The organism is Novosphingobium sp. 18050, assembly GCF_902706195.1.
GTDB lineage: Bacteria > Pseudomonadota > Alphaproteobacteria > Sphingomonadales > Sphingomonadaceae > Novosphingobium.
In genome coordinates, this window is record NZ_CACSJO010000027.1 from 42,368 (window position 1) to 63,267 (window position 20,900).

Annotated in this window: 14 protein-coding genes and 2 pseudogenes; 9 read left to right on the forward strand and 7 right to left on the reverse strand. The window is 60.2% G+C overall.

The window, feature by feature from the left end:
* Positions 1-9: 9 nt before the first annotated feature.
* Complete coding sequence (locus tag GVL61_RS20215; protein WP_159982461.1) at positions 10-819, forward strand: sterol desaturase family protein; 810 nt, start codon at positions 10-12, stop codon at positions 817-819.
* 54 nt (positions 820-873) lie between these two features.
* On the forward strand, positions 874-3,192 hold the full coding sequence (gene bglX, locus GVL61_RS20220) for a beta-glucosidase BglX (protein ID WP_200845007.1): 2,319 nt from the start codon (positions 874-876) through the stop codon (positions 3,190-3,192).
* Between the two features lie 33 nt (positions 3,193-3,225).
* Here bglX and GVL61_RS20225 read toward each other — a convergent pair whose 3' ends face one another.
* Complete coding sequence (locus tag GVL61_RS20225; RefSeq protein ID WP_159982462.1) at positions 3,226-3,633, reverse strand: hypothetical protein; 408 nt, start codon at positions 3,631-3,633, stop codon at positions 3,226-3,228.
* 83 nt (positions 3,634-3,716) lie between these two features.
* Between GVL61_RS20225 and GVL61_RS20230 the strand changes: the two genes are divergently transcribed.
* Entirely contained in the window at positions 3,717-4,391 is a 675-nt protein-coding gene (locus GVL61_RS20230) for a TetR/AcrR family transcriptional regulator (RefSeq protein WP_159982463.1), read from the forward strand.
* 34 nt (positions 4,392-4,425) lie between these two features.
* On the opposite strand, the gene GVL61_RS25495 is transcribed toward GVL61_RS20230, so the two are convergent.
* The 5 genes from GVL61_RS25495 to GVL61_RS20255 form a co-directional block, all read right to left on the reverse strand.
* On the reverse strand, positions 4,426-4,737 hold the full coding sequence (locus tag GVL61_RS25495; RefSeq protein ID WP_159982478.1) for a hypothetical protein: 312 nt from the start codon (positions 4,735-4,737) through the stop codon (positions 4,426-4,428).
* 182 nt (positions 4,738-4,919) lie between these two features.
* A complete protein-coding gene (locus tag GVL61_RS20240; protein WP_235037817.1) occupies positions 4,920-6,719 on the reverse strand; it encodes an alkaline phosphatase in 1,800 nt (599 codons plus the stop codon).
* A 45-nt stretch (positions 6,720-6,764) separates the two neighbouring features.
* Positions 6,765-8,435: a TonB-dependent receptor gene (locus GVL61_RS20245; RefSeq protein ID WP_159982464.1), complete on the reverse strand. Its 1,671-nt coding sequence runs from the start codon at positions 8,433-8,435 to the stop codon at positions 6,765-6,767.
* A gap of 5 nt (positions 8,436-8,440) precedes the next feature.
* Entirely contained in the window at positions 8,441-9,625 is a 1,185-nt protein-coding gene (locus GVL61_RS20250; RefSeq protein ID WP_159982465.1) for a TonB-dependent siderophore receptor, read from the reverse strand.
* 620 nt (positions 9,626-10,245) lie between these two features.
* Complete coding sequence (locus GVL61_RS20255; protein ID WP_159982466.1) at positions 10,246-11,331, reverse strand: helix-turn-helix transcriptional regulator; 1,086 nt, start codon at positions 11,329-11,331, stop codon at positions 10,246-10,248.
* A gap of 283 nt (positions 11,332-11,614) precedes the next feature.
* On the opposite strand from GVL61_RS20255, the gene GVL61_RS20260 reads away from it, so the two are divergent.
* The 3 genes from GVL61_RS20260 to GVL61_RS20270 all read left to right on the forward strand — a co-directional run bounded on the left by GVL61_RS20260 (position 11,615) and on the right by GVL61_RS20270 (position 12,960).
* Entirely contained in the window at positions 11,615-11,791 is a 177-nt protein-coding gene (locus tag GVL61_RS20260; RefSeq protein WP_159982467.1) for a hypothetical protein, read from the forward strand.
* A 54-nt stretch (positions 11,792-11,845) separates the two neighbouring features.
* Positions 11,846-12,037: a hypothetical protein gene (locus tag GVL61_RS20265; RefSeq protein ID WP_159982468.1), complete on the forward strand. Its 192-nt coding sequence runs from the start codon at positions 11,846-11,848 to the stop codon at positions 12,035-12,037.
* 452 nt (positions 12,038-12,489) lie between these two features.
* On the forward strand, positions 12,490-12,960 hold the full coding sequence (locus GVL61_RS20270) for a hypothetical protein (RefSeq protein WP_159982469.1): 471 nt from the start codon (positions 12,490-12,492) through the stop codon (positions 12,958-12,960).
* Between the two features lie 84 nt (positions 12,961-13,044).
* Here GVL61_RS20270 and GVL61_RS20275 read toward each other — a convergent pair whose 3' ends face one another.
* Positions 13,045-13,404, reverse strand: coding sequence for a hypothetical protein (locus GVL61_RS20275; RefSeq protein WP_159982470.1), 360 nt, complete (start codon positions 13,402-13,404; stop codon positions 13,045-13,047).
* A 350-nt stretch (positions 13,405-13,754) separates the two neighbouring features.
* Between GVL61_RS20275 and GVL61_RS20280 the strand changes: the two genes are divergently transcribed.
* From GVL61_RS20280 to GVL61_RS20290, 3 genes and pseudogenes are all read left to right on the forward strand, one after another.
* Complete coding sequence (locus tag GVL61_RS20280; protein ID WP_159982471.1) at positions 13,755-19,415, forward strand: hypothetical protein; 5,661 nt, start codon at positions 13,755-13,757, stop codon at positions 19,413-19,415.
* Positions 19,416-19,575: 160 nt separating this feature from the next.
* Positions 19,576-19,945 (forward strand): annotated as a pseudogene (locus GVL61_RS25135) (IS66 family transposase); the annotation flags it as partial.
* 136 nt (positions 19,946-20,081) lie between these two features.
* Positions 20,082-20,839 (forward strand): annotated as a pseudogene (locus GVL61_RS20290) (IS5 family transposase).
* The last annotated feature ends 61 nt before the right edge of the window (positions 20,840-20,900 follow it).

The following is a 20,900-nucleotide window of genomic DNA, read 5'->3' on the forward strand; positions in this document are numbered from 1 at the left end:
GAGGTCTGAATGTTCAAGGCATTTATCGACGGCGAGCAGGCACTGAACCTGTGGCTGGCTGCGTTCATCGTAACCGGTATTGTCGCGGGGGTCGCCTCGGGATTCTTCAAGGCACGCAAAATCCAGCCGCGCGGATTCAAATGGAAGATCTTCCGTAACGAGGCCGTGATCGCACTCGTCACGCTCGCCATATCCGGCAAGGTCATCGCTGCAGGCACGGGGTGGGCCAAGAGCCATGGCTGGATCACCTTCGATTCTAGCCCCGCCGCCTGGTGGACGATCCTGGGGGAATATGCGCTCTACTTCTTTCTGTTCGACACCTACTTCTATTGGCTGCACCGCTGGATGCACAAGGAGCCGGTCTATAGCTGGGTTCACAAGCTCCACCACAAATCGACCTCGCCGAACCTGCTGACGACGCTTTCGGTCAATCCACTGGAATCGATCATCAACGGTGGCTTCGTGCCCCTGTTTCTGGCGGCCTTCACGGTCCACGATGCGACCATGGCTCTGATCCTGCCGACCAACATTTTCATGGGCCTCTACGTCCACTCGGGATACGAATTCCTGCCCCGATGGTGGAACCGGACCTGGGCAACGAAATGGTTCATCTCCGCCACGTTCCATGACCAGCACCATCGCTACTTCACGGGCAACTTCGGCGGCTACACGACGATCTGGGACCGCCTGTGCGGCACCATGCGCAAGAAATACGAAATGGACTTCGAAGCCATCAAGGACCGCGTTGCCGCCACGCGCGCAATCGGCGGCGGCACCCCCGGACAGGCCGCGCCTACCGGAGCAGAACTGGCAGACTGATCGCGATTGCGCGGGGGCCTGGCTCCCGGAGCGACGCGGCGAAAAGGGGAGAGTATGTCGATGAAGAGCGGTTTCAGGCGAATTTCGCAGGTGTTGCTGGCCACTTGCGCGATGGCAGCGGTATCCTCGGCGCTCGCAGAGGCCGGGCGTGCATCGCCGCAGCCCGGGGCAATGAGCGATACCGACGTCGCCGACAAGGTCGATACCCTGCTTGCAAAGATGACCGACGAGGAAAAGGCCGGCCAGCTCAGCCAGTACTTCTACTTCTCGCAGTTCCCGCCCCTGGCGCAGAAGGTGGACAAGGAAATCGCCGCTGGACGGGCCGGGGCGGTGCTGTTCACCACTGACCCGAAACTGGTGAACCGCGCGCAGAAGATCGCGGTCGAACAGACCCGTCTCAAGATTCCGCTGCTTTTCGGCTTTGACGTCATCCACGGCTTCCACACGATCTTCCCTGCCCCGCTGGGCATGGCGGCTTCATGGGACCCCGCCATGGTTGAGCAGGCTCAGTCCGTCGCGGCCGCCGAAGCGCGTGCGGTCGGGATGCACTGGACCTTCGCGCCGATGGTCGACATCACACTCGATCCGCGCTGGGGCCGCATATTCGAAGGCGCGGGCGAAGACCCTTATCTCGGCGCCGCCATGGCCGCAGCGCAGGTTCGCGGCTTCCAGGGCCGCCACATCGGCGCCCCCGGCCATATCATTGCCGGTCCCAAGCATTTCGCCGGTTACGGTGCCGCGATGGGCGGGCGCGACTACGACGAAGCGGAGATTTCAGAGAACCAGCTCCACAACCTGTACCTCCCGCCCTTCAAGGCCGCCATCGACGCGGGTGCGGGCAACATCATGTCTGCATACATGGCGTTGAACGGGGTCCCGGCCACAGCCGATCACTGGCTGCTGACCGACGTGCTGCGCAGGCAGTGGGGCTTCAAGGGATGGGTCGTCAGCGACTCCGGCGCGGTCAATTCGCTCGTGACCCACGGCGTTGCGAGCGACGGAGCGGAGGCTGCGCTCAAGGCGATCAAGGCCGGGACCAACATGGAGATGATCCCGCCCGGGCAAAATGCCAACATGGTGAGCCTGCCGGCGGCGATCGCTGCGGGCAAGCTGTCGCGGACCGAGCTCGATGCCATGGTCCGCCCGATCCTGGCGGCGAAATTTCGGATGGGACTATTTGAAAACCCCTATGTCGACGAAGCCAAGGCGAAAACCGTATTCGACGATCCCAAGCATGCACTCGCCGCGCGGATCACAGCCGAACGCTCCGCCGTGCTGCTGCGGAACGAGGGCAATCTGCTTCCGCTCGATCATGCGAAACTGAAATCCATCGCCGTGATCGGGCCGCTCGCGGATTCCGCGCGTGACCTGATGGGATCATGGGTCTTCCCCATGAATTCGCCGAGCGGGAAGAGCGTATTGGCGGGCCTGCGCGAGAAGCTGGGAACCAAGGTCGCCGTGGCCTACGCAGAAGGCGTGCAGATCCCCCAGCGGGTCAACCCTTCCCCGTTCGGCACGCTCGACGGCACGAACAAGAAGCGTGAACCGATCGACGAAACCGCCGGGGTCGCCCAAGCCGTCGCGATCGCCCGGCAATCCGACGTCGCCGTGCTGGTGCTCGGCGAATCGCAGGACATGAGCGGCGAGATGGCCTCGCGCGCCACCTTCGAACTTCCCGGCCGGCAGCGCGAACTGCTCGATGCCGTCGTGGCCACTGGCAAGCCTGTCGTCTTGCTGCTGACAAGCGTGCGCCCGCTGACGATATTTGACAGCAAGGCGGCAGCGATCCTGGACCTTTGGTACCCCGGAAGCCAGGGCGCCGATGCAGCGGTGAACCTTCTGTTCGGCGACGCCGTGCCGGGCGGGAAGCTGCCGATCAGCTGGCTGCGCAGCGCTTCGCAAGCGCCCATGACTTACGCGCGCCTTCCATCCCATGCTCCTGCCGACGCCTTCAAGCGATACCAGGAAGGGTCGAACGAACCCGCTTGGCCATTCGGCTTCGGCCTTAGCTACACCACGTTTCGTTATTCCGACTTGAAAGTTACCACGCCTAAAGTGGCCCCGGGCCATAGCGTAACCGTCACCGTCAACCTCGAGAATAGCGGCAAAAGAACGGGGGACGAGGTGGCCCAGCTCTATCTTCACCAGAAGGTCGGCGGATCGTCGCGGCCGGTTCGTCAGCTCAAGGGCTTCCAGCGGGTCACCCTGAAGCCAAGCGAAAAGCGCGCGTTGCGCTTCACGATCACGCCCGCAGACCTCTCTTACTGGAGCGACATCACTAAGGAGCAGGTCCAGGACGAGTCGGCCTTCGACGTCTGGATCGGCGGCGATTCCCTAGCCTCGCTCGCCGGCACATTCGAAGTCGCAAAATAGCCCGGACACATCGCCGGACTATGGCCGTGAATATTACCTCCATGTAGCTTTGCCGGCGACAAACACATTCACCGCCTGGTTCAAGCAATGTTGTGAAATCGCGCCGTCGTCCGGCTGGCCGGACTCCTCCAGGTAGCGATGGACACCGCCGATCATTCCGAGAAAAAGTTCGGCAATCAGCCGGGGGTTGGAAGGCGTCACTCCGGCCTTCGGACCGAATTCGCGGATGTCCTTCTCTATCACGTCGAGCATGCGCGTCACGCGGATCGTCTGCATTTCTTCGGCCACAGCGCGGACCGTGCCCCGGCATTCGCGGATCAATTCACCGAACGACCGCACTTCCGGGTCCCGGCGCCAGCGGGTCGTCGACCGGGCGTAGTGCTCCAGCCGTTGGTCGAGGGTGTCCCCCCGACCAACGGCGCGCATATCCCAGACCGCCATCGACGCACGAGCGGCCCTCCCCGTGGATGTTGCGGAGATCGGTGGCCGCGCTAAGGGTGAGCTCCCAATTTGAGGAACTCATGTTGAGCGACGCAAGCCCTGCCCCGCCTCCCAGGATCAAAAAACCGGCGACAGCCCGGCCAACGAAACGCGGCAGACCCTCGCACGAGCAATCTGCGGCGATTAGCGAGGCCATTCTCGCCGTGGCGGCCGAATTGTTCGTCAAGGACGGATTTGATGGCACGTCGATGGAGGCGGTCGCGAATGCCGCAGGGATACCGAAAACAACCCTGTACAAGCGTTATGCCGACAAGGCAGCCTTGGTAAACGACGTAATCATTCATCAGGTGGCATCGTGGTCTCAAGTGACCTCGCGCCAGGACGGCCGTCTGCCGAAAGATCTGAAGAAACGCCTCGTCCACCACACGACGACGATGCTGGTTTGGACGACCAAGCCGGATGTCCGTGCCATCATCCGCCTTGCGCTCAATGCCGCGGGGCGCGGGCCCCAAGATGTCCTCACAGACTTTTTCGGCTACACGGACATGATTGCATTCATGAGCAATGAGATTGCCGTGTATGGTCCCGCATCCGGGATTCATGCCGAAGATCCCGAGCGTATCGCCCATGCCATCATGGCAATGATCTCAGGATGGCTGAATATCCGCGGCATGGGCAGACCGCTTTCGGCAATGGAGGCCCGGTCCCAGGCCCAGTTCATTATCGATCTGCTGATGGGCGGCTTGGAATTCTGGTGATGCGTAGAAGATAGGGATGGCGAGGTCGGCCCAGCTAAAGCTGAGTGGGCCCGCGCGCAGCGCCATCCGCGATAGTCAGCCCCGGCTCAACCATAACTACCTTTTCCAGGCGAAACTGAAAGCGCCAGCCACCATAGTCATAGCGGAAGCGCTCGCCAGCGATCAGGCAAAAGCTGGAAAGCCTCCGGTCGGCCGTGCCGCTGGGATCAGTACCGCCATAGCCGCGACGGCGAACGAACTGGAGGTTGCCGTGAATTCGAAACTCATGCCAGCTGTGCTCGCCCCAGCCCATACAGAGCTGGATCAGCCAATGCAGCTCGTCGATCGTCGTCTCGGGCCATATCAGAAATCGACGTCATGGCGCAGGCCCAACATTAAGCAGCATCACATGAAGCTATATACGCTCCTCGGCATTGACGAAAATTGGCATCGCCAGCGACTGCACCATCCGGAACTAGAACTCCACTTATCCGATCCCTGCCCCCGGTTTGCCCTAGTCTTCTTTTGGGATAAGCCCCCGCCTTAACCTTAGCCCTTGCTCTCGACCTTCAATTTTCTTTCTGCCGCTTGAGCATCAACGTTGAAACGCGCCAGTTGGCTTTCTTGGAAAGTACGATCGAGTACGGTCGATACCCCGATATAGTCTGCCTGTGCAGCCTGCGGGGTTAGGGTCAACAGGATGTAGCCTTTGGACAGCATGTCGCAAAAGGCCACTTCTGGGCTGACCTTTTCCAGCATTTCACCCAAGGGTAAGCCGGGTAGGACATCTCCGAACGAGGGGCTAGTGATCGAACTGGTCCCAAATTCCACGGCCACCGGGTGGCCTTGGTCGTCGGCCAAATTGTTAGCCCAAAATGCATGGCTATCGCCTGCAAGCACGAGCGGGCGCGAACCGGCTCGGCGGAAACTGGCATAAAGCCGTTCGCGCGCGGCAGGGTAACCATCCCACGCATCGAGATTGAACGGCACACCGGCCCGATCGCTGGCTTGGGCCTGTTGGATATAAGCCACCATGGGTGCGGGCAGCGCACTCACCATGGCATTGGCCTTTTCCTCGCCGAACAGAACGTTTAAATCGGGACCGTTGACGCGCGCTGTCACCACTTGATTGCCGATGACTTGCCATGTCGTGCCGGCTTTGACCGAAGCGCCGAGTGTCTGCTCAACCCATTCACGTTGTGGCTCGCCCAGAAGTTCGCGGTCAGGGCGTGCACGCGTAGCGAGAAGTGCGGCGTATTCGGCGGGGGTTGGCGTCTTGCTGGAAAGCTGGGCTTGCTCACTACGAGCGAGCAGGCGGGTCTGTACCATCAGCAATGTTGCAAGGTCGCCAAATTCAAAGCTACGATTAATAGCGGCCCACGTATCATTGCTTTGTGGGTCGCGGATTGGCAGCCATTCGAAATAGGCCTGCATGGCTGCGGCCTTGCGCTTGGCCCAATCGCCTTCCGTGGCGACCTGGTGGTTTTCTGCGCCACCGATCCAGGCGTCATTTGCGCTTTCGTGATCGTCCCAAACGCAGATGAAGGCAGCGCGGGCATGGGCGGCTTGCAAGTCAGGGTCGCGCTTGTACTGCGCATGGCGAGTGCGATAATCCGCCAGCGTTAGGATCTCATGGGCAGGTTCTGCCAATCGATCCAGCTTGCGGCCAATCTCCGCGCCATAACCGTCTGCGCTATATTCATAAATGTAATCGCCAAGGTGGATGACAGCGTCGATCCGATCCTTTTGGGCGATGGATTTATAGACGTTGAAGTAGCCGCCCGAATACAGCTGGCATGAGACGACGGCAAACACGGCTTCGGCTGCCTTGCCCTTGGGCAAAGTGCGAAAACGCCCTTGTGGTGAGCGTGTGCCATCAGCCAGTTCAAACCAATACCAATACTCACGGCCTGACTTGAGCAGGCGCGGCTCTACTTTGACTGTAAAGTCGTGTGACGGGCCGGCCTCGGTTGTCCCCGTTTCAACAGGCTTACTGTCCTGAGATGTGGCAACGTGCCAGCGCACTGGGATGGCGGCGCCATGGCCTGCATCTTGAGGGGTCACAGGGGTCCACAGGATGGCGCCATTTGCGGTGGGATCACCACTGGCAATACCATGAATGAAGGAGGCACTGGCGGATTGGGCGGCTAAGGAGCTTGCCGCACCAGTGGCCGAAAGCAGCGCACCAGAACCAAATAAGCCGATCGCGGAGCGACGATTAACCCTACCCAAGTCCATGATATATTCCTTGTTGCAACCGGTCTCGACAAAGCTTTCATCGATCCCGCGCACCTGTCCGTGAGCGTTTTTCACAAAGCTATGGAAGGCGCCGTCAGCGTTCGCAGGCACTATGACCGCCGCCACGCATGAAACGCGGCGGCGGCTGCCTCTCGATTACAAGTCGAAGTTTACGCCTGTGTGAAAATAGCGGCCCAAATTGTCATAGCGGGCACCGCCAAGTACGCCAGCATAGATGTAAGAATGCGCGATCTCCGGCGGGGTCACGTTGAACGCGTTGTTGATGCCAATATAGAACTGCGCCTTTTCGTTAATGCGCTGGCTCAACATGAAATCTGTGTAGAAGCGCGATGCAACGTAAGGACGGTCATAATATTCTAGGTTGGATTGCACATCGACCCTTGACTTACCGATGTAACGGTTGCTCATCGAGAGGGTGAATCCCTTGTTCATGTACGAAATGCGGGTGTTCACCATCCATTCCGGATCGGTATATTCGCCGGCCTGAATGATCTTCGTAGAAGCATCGTCAGGCACAACCTGCTGGCTCTTTTTGATCAGATAAGTGCCGTTAGCATAAAGGTTCAAACGGCCCAGGCTGCCAAGGCTCAGATTATAATCTATGCCGAAATCGATGCCGGAAGTCTCAAGCTTGGCAACGTTGATGTTGCCGACATAGACTTCGTTAATCAGATTGTTTTCATCAAGGTGGATCTGCGCACAGAACGGGTTCTTGATGGCCGGAGCATCAAAGCAGTTGTTCACATATTGTTGTGCGGTGAAAGAGGAAACAGCACCATCGATTTCGATGTTATAATAATCGGCTTTCAGCATCAGCCCCGGCAGGAACGATGGCGTCACGGTGATACCAGCCGAGAAGCTGTTAGACTTTTCCTCTTTCAACTGGCGGTTACCACCGCTCCATGATGTCGTCAGGTTCTGATCGTCGACAACATGGTCGATACCCATGGCCGCGCAATTGGCACGACGATTGGGCTTGGCATCGATCAGCACGGAGGAGCAAGGATTGGTGATCCGCAGCGTGGACATGGCAAGCGGCTGATACATTTCGAACAAGTTCGGTGCGCGAACACTGGCCGAACGAACTGTGCGCAAACGAATGTCATCATTCACTTGCCAGTTGGCGCCAGCGCGCCATGCCGTGGTGGTGCCAATGGTGCTGTAGTCGGAAACGCGGATAGCCACTTCCAGTGTCAGCTTGCGGATGAAGGGAAGGTCACCCAGCACCGGCGCTGTGATTTCGGCATAAGCCTCCATAACTTCAAAGGATTCGCTCAGTGCTTCGGAAGGAACCACGCCAAAGAAGTATAGCTCACCGCTGAGTGCCAGTGGATCATCGTTCGTGCGCAAGGTTTCTTTGCGACGTTCCGCGCCCACGGCGAACGAAAGCGGCCCATGGGGCAGTTCTACCAAGTTACCGTACAGGCTGAGGGTGGTCAGATCCTGTGTGTTCTGTACGCGCTGGGTGCGATCACGAACGAAGTAATCGCGTTGCCCCTGCGAGAAAGGCTGACGTTCGAACAAGTTGACCGGAAGGCAGCCCTCGGCCCGTGCTTCGGCGCTGCGGCACACTGGCATACCTGTCGAAGGGTCGCTGATCACGTCGACGGCGTTGGTAAAGCGCGTGCCCATAATCAGGTTGGTATTGGTGATATTATCGACAAATTTGCCGTGCTGGTGCGTAGCGCGCCAGTTCCAGCCATTGTTGAACTGGCCTTCAAAACCGCCAACAAGGGTAAAGGTTTCGCGCTCATGCTTGTTACGCAAACCGCCCAGTTCATCAAGCAACTGCTTACGAATAGGCACGTTGCTCAGGCCATTCCGTGCGCCATATCCGCCAGTTGTGAAGGCAGATAGGGGTTGTCAAACTTGATCTTCGGGCCGCCATTACCGGCAAAATAGAACGAACGATTATCGAAGCGATAATATTGTTTCAATGTATCTGATGCGGTGCGCGAATATTCGCCTTCGGCAAACACGCGGATATTAGGCGTGATGTCGAAGCTAATATCGGCTTGGCCCGAATAGACATCGAGCGGCGAGCTGACCGAAAGATAGCTGTACCAGTGCGGAGCGTTACCGCCCTGATTGTGGCCAAAGGCGCCGCCGGTCAGAAGCTGGCCGGTCACCGTTTCAAGACCGTTTGCGGTCCACATGTGGTGCTGGCCGCCCATGTAAACGCTGGCGTCCGGGGTGATGTAGGAGACGCGAACGTCATCCCACGTCTTCAGATCGGAAATGCCATCGTTTGGACCGGTATTGGCGGTATTGGCTTGGCTGGTCATTTGGCGGTCGGAGAATTTCCGATCACCGAACATCAGCGCTTTACGAGTGCTGTAGTTGACGCCCGCATTGATCTTGCCGCGACCACCAGGAAATGTCGTGCCGCCAAAAGCGTTGACGCTGCGCGTGGCGGCATCGCCGTTTTCGCTGATCCCGGTCTTGCCCGAAATCCGGAAGCCGGGCTTATCTTTGCGGGTAATCAGGTTGATAACACCGCTGACGGCGTCTGCGCCGTAAATCGCCGAAGCGCCGCCGCTGATAATTTCAACCCGTTCGATCATGCCGGGGGCCAGCGAGTTCAAGTCAACCGCGCTGGATGAACGTGAGCCGGAAACGCGGCGACGGCCATTGACCAAGACAAGGCTGCGGTTCGTGCCAAGGCTGCGCAAGTTGGCGAAAGCAGCGCCTGGATCGTCATAATTGAAGAAGGTGTTCGAAGCACCAAAGCCAATGCCCATCTGCGGCATTTCGGATAGGATTTCGTCGAGGCTGACTTGCCCGGATTGATCAATCGCATCGCGCGAAACCGAAACTACAGGATCAGCAACATCCAGAGCGGCACGGGCAATTTGTGAACCGGTTACTACGATTTCACCAGCAACCGCCTCGTCGTTCGAATTGGTTCCGCTATTGTCCTGCGCATTGACAGTATTTGTAGACAGGCGAATAGATATGGCGACTATAGATTCTTCAGATGCAAACGCTTTGCGCATTGAATAAAGGCTCCGGAAAATCACAAGGTGATCATTGTCTTAGTGAAATTTGTCCCGGAACTAGGTACACTTTATGGTACTTTTGGTCGATTTCTTGACTAAAATAAGACAGATAAGTGACGTTAATTACCTTTGTGTCGCAAGGATGAATATTGGGATATTTTGACATTTTCAAAATTATAATTTTGAGAATTTTTATTTCATTTTTTTGAAATATGTGAATAAATTTTGGGAAACTTGTACATTGTTTGTATTGTAATGTTTACAAAGAAGACACTTAATAAACTGAATTCACCGTTTCGGGATACGTTCAGCACCGATTGGACAAAGCCCGCCCTCCCCCGCGTCAGCGGGTTAGTTCAATCCTGAATGTCGATCGGCCCTGTTTGCCGGAAAATGCAACGGAGGCCGCCGATCTCATCCCTGCAGATCGAAGCGCTTGTCCGCTGCTACGATTGCAAGCGGCTACAACTAGCCACGATAGACGCCTATTTTCTTTCCTCAGAGGCATACATCTCGCATCCGCCATCATTATGTTTGATTGATGACGTGCCCATCGTTCAGCGCAATCCTGACAGCAGCTATTCCTGCGCAGGGCACGCGCCTTTTTCCGTAGCCTGTCAAAATGGCAGTGCGTTTATTAATGCAGTGAGTTCGGCCTGACGGCTACACGCCATCTTGCCCATGACGGTTCGCACTTGTGTGCGAACCGTCTGCAAGCTGGTTCCCCGAAGAATCGCGATGCGTGATGCCGGTTCACCTCTCGACAGCAGCAGCGCGACATCGGCTTCTGCTTCGGTCAGCGCGAACAACTGCCGTAGTCCATCCCGACGCGCCGCGTGATCGGCTCCGTACCGGAACAAGATCATGGCAGCACGGCGCCCCGAAGGATCGGTACACGGCGTGACGTTCACATAAACCGGGCTGTCGTCCGATCGCCGCACCATAATGGCCGTCGCGCCTGGGACGGCTCGGTGCGTGGCATGGGCAATCGCGCAGGTCAGATCTGCGCCGGCTGAAATGGCTCCCCCGCGCAAGCGGGCAGGCGGTTCCCCCTCGAACAGGGCCGCCTGGCCCGCTGCGTTGACCGAACGGACAATCCCAGCAGGATCGACGATGATCATCGCCAGCCCCGTGGCGTCGAGAGCGGACTGCGCCGTTTGCGTCTGCCGTGCCGCCTCAGCCAGTTTACCGCGCAGTACCAGCATGCGCGCGACATGCGGGAATACTTCGGCAAGCCTCCCGGACTCTTCAACGGTGAAAGCGCCCCTGTCGGATTCGCCGCGGTGCAGACCGATGATGCCCTCACCGTTACCGGTGCGGGTGGCCGCGCCCAGGCAGTGCAGCGTGTCGTCCCCCATCGCACGCAGCCAGTCGTTGTAGAAGGAGGTTTGCCGCACGGCGGCCGCATCGATCTCCTCATCCATGCGGATCGCCCGGTTCATCCGCTGTGGGCGATGGGCCACTGCGATCCAGGGGTCGGCGGCGGCATAATTCGCGCAGTAATCGGCAAAATGCGCATCGGTGAAATAGTGATTGTGCCGCAGCACATCGGTGTCGCCGTCCGGATAGCGCCACGCCAGTGTCGCCGAGCGCGCACCGACCATCCGCGCCAGCAGGTCGGGCAAACGGTCGAACGCCTCGTCGTCGAGCAGGGCGTCGTAGATTTGTTCGGTCGAAAGAAGTGGCGGAGCGCGATCGCTCAAATGCGATTACCTTTGTCTACAATCCCAGGGAAATCCATCGCGCAATCATCCTCGCTAGCATCGCAGGCCCTTGCGCTCGCATCGTCTGGCCTGAAGCGAAATACCTGCATTGGGTGAATCCCTATTCATGGGAGGAAATTTACCAATTAATACCGCGATCGAGCGATGAACGTCCGGCCCGGTCGTGACAGGAGGCGCCCGCGCCAATTGGAGATGGGCATGCAGGTCCGGAGATCGGTGCCGGAATATCAGTCGTCCTGTCGCGTTACTTAAGGGGTTTGAAGTGATCAAGTATGTCCATGTTATTTCTGCAGGGGCGATGATCATATCAGCAGCGCCGGTGCTGTCGCTGCGTACCAACGCGAAGTTCCTGCGGGTCAGCCACTCGGTCGACAGCGATGACATCATTTATGATGGCCGGCTGAAGCTGGGTTCGATCGGGCTGATGGCCGACCTGTAACCGTTCAGCAGCGGACTGCGCGTTTCAGGGGGCTTTCGCTTCAACGGCAACAAGGTGAACCTGAAGGCCAACACCGCTCAGGATATTATCGTCGAAGTTGGCGGCACCGAGTATTCCGGCGCCGCTATTGGTACGCTCGCCGGGCGGGTGAAAACGAAGAAGTTCGCGCCCACGCTGACCGTGGGTTACGCTGGCGGCCTCACCACCGGAGTGAAGTTCGGCGTCGAAGCTGGGGCCATGTTTTAGGGTTCCCCCAGGATCAACAGCCTGCGCGCCAGCGGTCCGATCGCCGCGAATGCCGCGTTCCAGGCAGCACTCGCCCGTGAGGAGCAGGAGATCGAGGACGACATCGACAGGTACAAGATCTATCCGATCCTGCAATTCTCGCTTCGTTACGCCTTCTGACCCTGAATAGTACCCGGCTTTTTGCGTAATGAGGGTCCGGAAGCGATAGCGCTTCCGGACCCTTTTCTATTGCCCTCAATTCGGAGGCATACGCGAAAACACCGGATATTTCCCGGATAGTAAAAACTCTCCAAAAGGCTGCTACGCGCACCGAACCGACGGACATACGTAATAATATGTAGAATAATTCCTCCATACCACAAATGTGGGATGCTGCGCTTTTCGATGTCGGTCAAAGCCGGCCCGAGGGTCGCACTTCACCAGAATTTCCGTTTAAATACCGGGGGGTAAAATTGGAACTTGCGACTGAACATGCCAGCAGGAAGGCGCCGCCTTCCAACCAGGCCTTTCACTTCGGCCTCACAGCCTCTGCAACGGATGGCGGGCAACACGACCGCCATTCCATCGCCGATCGATGTAAGTCCCTGCTCGAAGCCGATGCATCATTGCGCTCGATTACATCCAACGGCCTGCTGAGCCATGAGGCGCGGCTTATTTTGCAGCTGGCGGTGAAGGATGGAACGATCGTCAAGGAAGCGGCTCTGTCTTCACATTTGTCGGATCGGGCCTTTTACCAATTGTCGAAGCGTCTGGAGTGCCACGGAGTGATCCGTCAGAAGGCCGCACCAGGGGACCTCAGGACCAAGCAGATGCACCTCAGCGATGCCTTATGGCATGGTCTTGCCCGCATCATGCGGCCAAGCGGCGATACGCTGCCTGCCAATGTCGACGATGTAACGACCGGGCGTATAGTTGGCGGATGAGGCCCTCCACGCAAGTGCCAGTCTGCGAACCTGGCACTTGCCGATTGCCGAGGCAGATGGCGGCCCCGGCATTCTCCAACTCATTCAATCGCGCAGGTGCGCGTTCATCAACTCCACGAAATCGTCGTCGACCACGATCGATTTGGAGCGGCGATCGTCCGGGTTGGCCTGTAAGCGCAAGATCCCGGATGTTTCGAGGCGCTTCAGCAATTCATGGAAAGCCCTTCCTGACAGCAGCGACGATACCGACGCGTCCTTCACGATCAGGCTTTTGCTGACTGTCGCCTGTAGGATCAGCCTGAAATCGTGACTGAGCAGGCTGGTACCAAACGTCGCCCGCAAATCCTGGTCGAGGTCCAGCAATTTGTGAATGGTATCGTGGACCTGCCCCTGATCGCCTGAACTTACCGCGCCTGTTCCTGTCATCCGCGTCACATCCAGCATTCCCGGCGATCGCCCCGCATGGTGGACGACCAATCCCTGTACCCCGCAGCCATGACCACATCCGCAGGCCTCGTATCACGGCGTTCGAATGGGATGCCTATATTCATGGGGGCAGCAGCAAGGAACGAACTTCGACAGCTAGAGTTGCATGCATATATTGCCGGTTATTTTTAACCGCATTTTGTACTAGCAATTAGTGCAGGCGAAATGATTATGACGACTTTTATCGATCCCCTAATGCGCAAATCGAGACTAGGTGAATTTCAAACACATATTCACCTATGCGATCTCTTTTACTGAACCTGAAATTGCGTTTAGGGGGCTTTATGAAATTTAATGTTTCGACAGACATGGCCAGTCGTCTGCGCCATCGCCGTGCAGCACTGGCGATTACTACCGCGCTTGTTTCGCTCGGCGGCGGCAATGCCGTTGCACAGAGCGTAAGCATCGCCGAACCGACCACCAGCACCGCCGCCAATACCGCAATCGCCGCAGCGACGAACACGCCGTCCAGCGCCGTCTCGGTCGGCGTCACGGGAACAGGTGTCGTCACCGGCGGCGAAAACGTTTTCCTTCAGTCGCTGGGCGCGGGTCGCGGTGACGGAGCGCTCGGCTTCGCCAGCGTCGGCGAACTCGGTGCCATCGACGACGACGGCCTGGTGACCGACAGCGTCGGCCTGCGTCTGGTGGGCGCCGGTTCGTCCGCTGCCGGTAACACCGCAACCGTCACCAACAACGGACTGGTCACGGCCGGTATCCTGGCCACGGACTTCGGCAGCGACGTTGCGATCACCAACGGCGGGACCGTCTATGGCGCCATCAACGGCACCGGTTTCGGCAACGTCTCGGTGACCACCGCATCGGGCGGGTCGCTGATCGCCGCATCGGCGTTCAACGGAGTGCGCGCCACCGCGTTCTCGCAGGGCACCAGCACGACCGCCAACGGTATCACCACGTCGACGAACACAGGCGGCAACGCGGCGATCACCCAGAATGGCGACGCAGTGCTTGCCGACGGCGCGACCGGCGCTAGCCTGAACGCTTCCGCCAACACTGGTAACGCAGCCGTCAACGTCAACGCCAAGGCGGGTACGGTCAACGCGATCGGCGCCTCCGGCTCGGGCACGTCCTGGAACGGTGGCAGCACCCCTGTCGCCGACGCGACCACGACCACTTACGACTACGGCTACACCTCCGCGACCGGCACCGCCACCGTAGGGGTGGGCGCCGATGGCGACGTGACCGGCGTAATCGCCAGCGCAAACAGCGGGTCCAACGTGACCATCGACGGCAAGGTCGGGACCGGCGGCGTCAACGCCACGTCGTCCGCACAGGACTATCGCTACGCCAACACCCAAACGCGCGATACCGCCGACCTGCTCGCCGGCAACAGCTACGCACTGACCGAGAGCCAGACCGGCGGCGCATCCAACGTTACCGTGGCCGCGGGCGGTACCGTGGCTGGCAGCGTGAACGCGACCGGCGATGCCGGTGCGACCGTAGCGATCGACGGCGAAGTGGCCGGCAGCATCAACGCAGCCTCCACCGGAACCGACTATACTTACGCAGACACCAGCAGCTACAATGCCGATGGCGACCTGACCGGGACCACCAACGTACAGACCAACACCCGTTCCGGCGGCCTGGCCAGCGTGACGGTCGGTGCCGGCGGCTCGGTCGGCAGCAGCATCACGGCGGTCGGCGATTCCGGTGCGACGGTGGTCGCCAATGGCGATGTCGATGGCAGCATCACTGCACGCCAGCCCAACGCCGCCAATTACACTTATGACAGCACCTACACGGCGGCTACCAACACGACCGTCGTCAGCACCAGCAACACTTTCGCCGATGGCAACGGTTCGGTTGCGATAGGGTCCGGCGCGAGCATCGGCGGCGATGTCACGGCCTACGGCAACACCGGCGCATCGGTGACCGCGGCTGCATCCAGCATCGTCAACGGCTCGGTCCTCGTTGGGGCCCGCCCCGGTTACGAGACTTCGTCGCTCACCACCGATGTCGGCCCCGACCCCGTCACCGGCGACTATAGCTACAGCAACGAAAGCGCCTCCACCCGCGCCGGCGGCAACGCCGCCTTCGACAACGCGGGCTATGTGCGCGGCAATGTCTCGGTAACCGCGCTGACCAGCGCCACCGTCACCAATAGCGGCCAGGTCACCGGTTCGACTTATGTGAACGTCGGCGGCACCGACAGCGCCAGCAGCAATTCCCATAGCCTCACAACTACCATTGCCGACGACTTGACAACTGCCACCTATGCCCAGGCCGGCACGTCCCAGACCACCGGCATCGCCGGCAACGTTACGGGCACCTACTCGGGCACCAACGGCCAGGTCAGCTTTGCCCCCATCTCCGAGGGCAACATCACCCAGGAGGCGACCGGCAACAGCACGGTCAATGCATCTGGCACGGTGTTCGGCTCGATCGCATCTTCGGCGGGGATCGGCAGCGCCACGTCGCAAAGCGGATGGACCTCGACCAACGTTTACGTGACCGACGCCTCAGCGCCGGAAAACAACACGTCGACGTCCACTTACGCCTCGACAAATTCGTCGAATTCCGCCGCAGGCACCAGCACGGTGAACATCACCGGCAACGTGTCGGATGCCTACTTCGGGTCGCAGACCGTTTCCTCGAACGGCACCACGGGCAGCACCGTTACCGTCTCCGGCATCGTTGACGGATCGGTCAGCTCGAACGCGAGCGGCATCGTCAGCGGACAGGGCGCATACGATTCGCTCGACACCTACGCGGGGTCGCCGTCGGTCAACACCGGCTACGAAGTTGTCCAGAGCACTACCAGCACCGTGACCAGCGGCGCTGCCGTCGGCAACGTGACGGGTGCGGGAGAGGTGAACGGTTCGCTGAACGTCACCGGCGTATCGTCGGCCTCGGCGCAAGTGGCCAGTGCTGCCAGCGTGCTGGGCAATGTCTACGTCCGCACGGGGGGAACCGACACGGCTTCCGCAAGCACGGACACCTTCGCTTTCGATCCGGAAGCCGAAGTATCGACGCGCACCTCGACCTCGACCGCTTCGTCGAGCGCAGCTGCAGCTTCGGGCAATGCCTCAGCCGCCATCCACGGTCAGGTTGCAGGCAGCGTTTCGGTCGTGGCGACCCGCGGCAATGCCAGCGCCGTGGTCAACGGCCAGGTCGAGGGCTATGTTGATGCCTCCACCGCAGGCTCCACGGCAGTCACTTCGACCGAGTGGAACTATGCCGGGACGACCGCCACGCCGGTGCTGACCGATTACACCAGCACCACCGTCTACACCGCGACCGGCGGCATCGCTTCCGTCGCCATCGACACCTCCGCAGCGTTCAAGGCTGATGGCGTCGGCACAACGACCGCGAGCGTGGACGGCGTCTATGCATCCGGCCTCGGCGGCGCGACCGTCACCGTGGCGGCCGGCTCCAGCGTCGACGGCTCGGTCTACGCAGCGAGCGTCTTTGAAAACTCGACAGACACCACCACGCAGACTTACGCCGCTAACGGGGTGGTCTCGCAGACCCAGACTTACGCCCAGTCGGCGGTCGGCGCAGATGCCAGCGTGGTCAACAACGGCATTGTCGGCGGAGAAATCTTCGCCGCGGGCCTGAAGACCGCCACGGTGACCAACGGCGGCGAGGCCGAGGGCCTGATCGCCATTGCCGCCTCGGAGAACTACAACTTCACCGAAGTCGACAACGACGCCAACAACCTCAGCCCGTCCACGCGCACCGTCACCCGCACGATGACCTATGTTCCGGTCGGCGGCGCGGCCACGGTCACCAACAGCGGCACCACCTCGTACGTCGCAGTGGCCGGCGCTACCGGCACCGTGACCAACAGCGGCACGATCGGGGGCGACATCTGGCTGGGCCAGTCCGTGGCGAACGGCACGGAAGTTGCGGTCACTACCTCGACCTCGCCGTCGATGTTCCCGGAACCGGCCTTCACGCCGGCCGCGAGGCTTGCCACCCAGACCTACACCGTCAACCAGAACGGCGTGCTGGAAGGCAACGTCTATGTGACGGGTGCCGACTACGAAGACACCTTCAAGACCTCCAACGTTTCTGCCACGATCAACCTCAACACGGGTTCCGAGACCACTGGCTCGTTCTTCACCGAAAACAACACCGACACCGTGGTCAACGTCAACGGCGGCAAGCTGACTCTGGTCGGCCCGGCCTACGTTCCGGTCGACACTGATACGGCGGACGCCGTCTGGTCTGCGGGTCTCGACACCGGCTCGACCGGTGGCAGCTTCGCCCTGAACGTGAACTCGGGCACTGCCGAGATCACGCCGCCCCTCGACGGCCCCTTCGGCATCAACGGTAACGTCACCGTCGGCGCCAACGGCACGCTCGTCGTGGGCACGGTCGTCACCCCGGCCAACACCGGTTCGGGCGCCAGCATCACCGGCACGACGCCGACCGTGGTGGGCGCGGACCTGGTCATCTCGGGCAACTTTGCGACCAGCGGCACCCTTGCCGTCGGCCTCAACGGTACGCTCGTGAAGACCCCGGTCGCTCCGGTGTCGACCTCGACCGACTTCCTGGCACCGATCACCACGGTGCTGACGGGTTCGGGCTTGGCCTACACCACTCCCGAAGCTGCAGGCGTGGCGATCAGCTCGCCCTCGTCGATCGCGGTGGGCGGCAACCTGACCCTTGGCGGCAAGGTCCAGGTCTACGTGCCGACCGGCTCGATCTTCACCGGCACGGAGAGCGCAGAGCTCTTCACCGTCGGCGGAACGGTCACCGGCGCTACCACGGTCGTTAGCAACCTGAACTCGCAGTTCGTCACCCTGGCGACTTCGACTTCGGGCCAGACGGTTTCGGTCAAGGCCACGCGCGTCAGCTACGGCACGGCCGCGACCAACCCGAACGCGGCAGCTGCCGCAGTCGCCCTCGACAAGGCGATCCCGGGCGTGGTCAAGGTTCTGGTCGACGATGCCGAAGGTATCCGCAGCTACGCCTCCATCGCCGAACTGAACCAGGTTCAGGACATAGCCAACGTCGTCTCCAACCTCGACTGGAATCTCTCGAAGGCCCAGGCGGCGGCGGTGTTCAACGAACTGGCGTCGGCCTCGATCTACGGATCGCTCGCCAACCTGCGCCAGAACGTCGCCTTCCAGGGCCAGTTCGACCAGCTTGCCCAGCGGCGTGACCAGCAGGCTGGCGGCGTGAACCTGTGGATTGCCCCGATCGGCAACTTCGCAACGTTCGGCGGCACCGCATCGGGTGCGGCCAAGATCGACGCGACGAGCTATGGCGCGGCCACCGGCCTCGACATCGCCTACAACGAGAGCGGCGCCTTCGGCTTCGGCTTCGGCTATGCCCGCCACAACGTGGATGCCAAGGGGCAGCCGACGAAGGTTGACGGCAAGACCTACTCGCTGGGTGCCTACTGGACCCAGGGCTTCGGTCCGCTGTCGGTTAATGCGCAGTTCGTCTACGGTTTCTCGAGCTTCGACGCGCGGCGTAACCTGACCCTGCTTTCCCGCAAGGTGACCGCGGACTTCCGCGGCAACGAATGGGACGGCAGCGTCGGCGTGGCCTACAACTTCGGACAGGGCGATATCGACATCGTGCCCTTCGGCGAACTGGCGATCCGTCACTGGAAGACCAACGGTTTCACCGAAGAAGGCGGTGCCGGTCTCGGCCTCGCGGTCGAGGGCGACAGCAAGAGCGTGTTCGAACCGACGCTTGGCGTGCGCTTCGCAACGGTGCTCTCGCAGACCGACACCTTCACCCTGCGGCCTTACGCCAGCCTGGCCTACACCTTCCAGGGTGATGCCGGCACTACGCGCACGGTCAGCTACCTGGGTGACCTGGACGGCAATACCTTCGAGCTGAAGGGCGTCGATCCGAAGGGTTACGCCACCCTCGCCGCCGGTCTCACCACCGTCGTCGCGGAAATGGTGAACATCTCCCTGGGCGGTAGCTACGCCTTCGGTAGCAATAACAACGTTGCGACCATCCGGTCGACGATCGGTATCAAGTTCTAACTGCCCCCTGAGCTTGAATAGACTGAAGGGCGCCGACGCTGTCGGCGCCCTTTTTTACGTGCTCGTTTCATCTCCGGCACATGTGGAGCAAGCAGGTAATTGCTCACGGGTTTGGCAGAAATGTCTTGCGCGTAGGGCGATTGGCTGATTCGCCCTACGGATGTCACCCCCGCCGCTTCGTGTTCTAACCGACGCCGAGACGAACGAGTTGCTGCTCGCGCAGCACGAGATGATCGAGCCGATGGCAGTACGGATTTCCGAGTTGGAAGCCTTGGTCGGCAAGCCGCGGAAAACCTCGAAGAATTCGCATATTCCGCCTTCGAAGGATGACTTTGACAAGCGCGGTGGCAAAGGCGGTAAGCTCAAGACCGGCAAACGTCCGCCGCGCGAAGGCAAGCATCGCATTCGCCGAGACGCCCGCAAGCATGAAGCCCGGCACTCCGTTTGGCCCCGGCATCCGCTCGCTGCTAGCCTATCTGCATCACAGCCACCATGTCAGCTTCGAGCGACTGTCGCGCATTGCCAAGGAGTGCTGGGCAGCCACCAACCCGATGTATGGCGCTCCGTCGCTACGCTGGACAGCAGGAACTGAGCAAAGGGCATTAGGCTCAGGACCCATTGATTGGCGGGCGGCGATATGATTCAGGCTCCGCGAGGAGACCGAGCATGAGCGACCTGTATTGGCTGACGGACGAGCAGATGGTGCGTCTAACGCCGTATTTTCCCAAGAGCCACGGCAAGCCACGGGTCGATGATCGGCGGGTTTTGAGCGGGATCATCTTCGTCAATCGCAACGGTCTGCGCTGGCGGGATGCGCCGAGGGAATACGGGCCGCATAAGACGCTTTACAACCGATGAAAGCGTTGGGGCGAGATGGGCGTGTTTTCTCGCATGATGGAGGACCTGTCCGCTCAGAGGGCCGAGCCCCAGACCATCATGATCGATGCGACCTATTTCAAGGCCCACCGCACGGCTTCCAGCCTTGGGGTAAAAAAGGGGATCTCGGCCGCCTGATCGGACGGACCAAGGGCGGTATGAACACCAAGCTTCACGCCGTTACCGATGCCAACGGCCGCCCGCTGAGCTTCTTCATCACGGCTGGCCAGGTCAGCGATTACACTGGCGCAGCGGCCCTGCTCGACGACCTGCCAAAAGCGCAGTGTATGCTGGCCGATCGGGGCTATGACGCCGAATGGTTCAGGGACGCGCTCGAGCAAAAGGGCATCAAGCCCTGCATTCCGGGCCGCAAGTCCCGCTCCTTGCCCGTCAAATACGACAAGCGCCGATACAAACGCCGCAACCGCATCGAGATCATGTTCGGCCGCCTGAAGGACTGGCGCCGCATCGCAACCCGCTAAGACCGCTGCCCAACAGTTTTCTTCTCCGCCCTCGCTCTCACTGCCACAGTGCTCTTCTGGCTCTGATCAATGAGATGGGGTGGTTGCCGCCCTCCCAGACGACATTGCATCATGCCAAGGATGACCG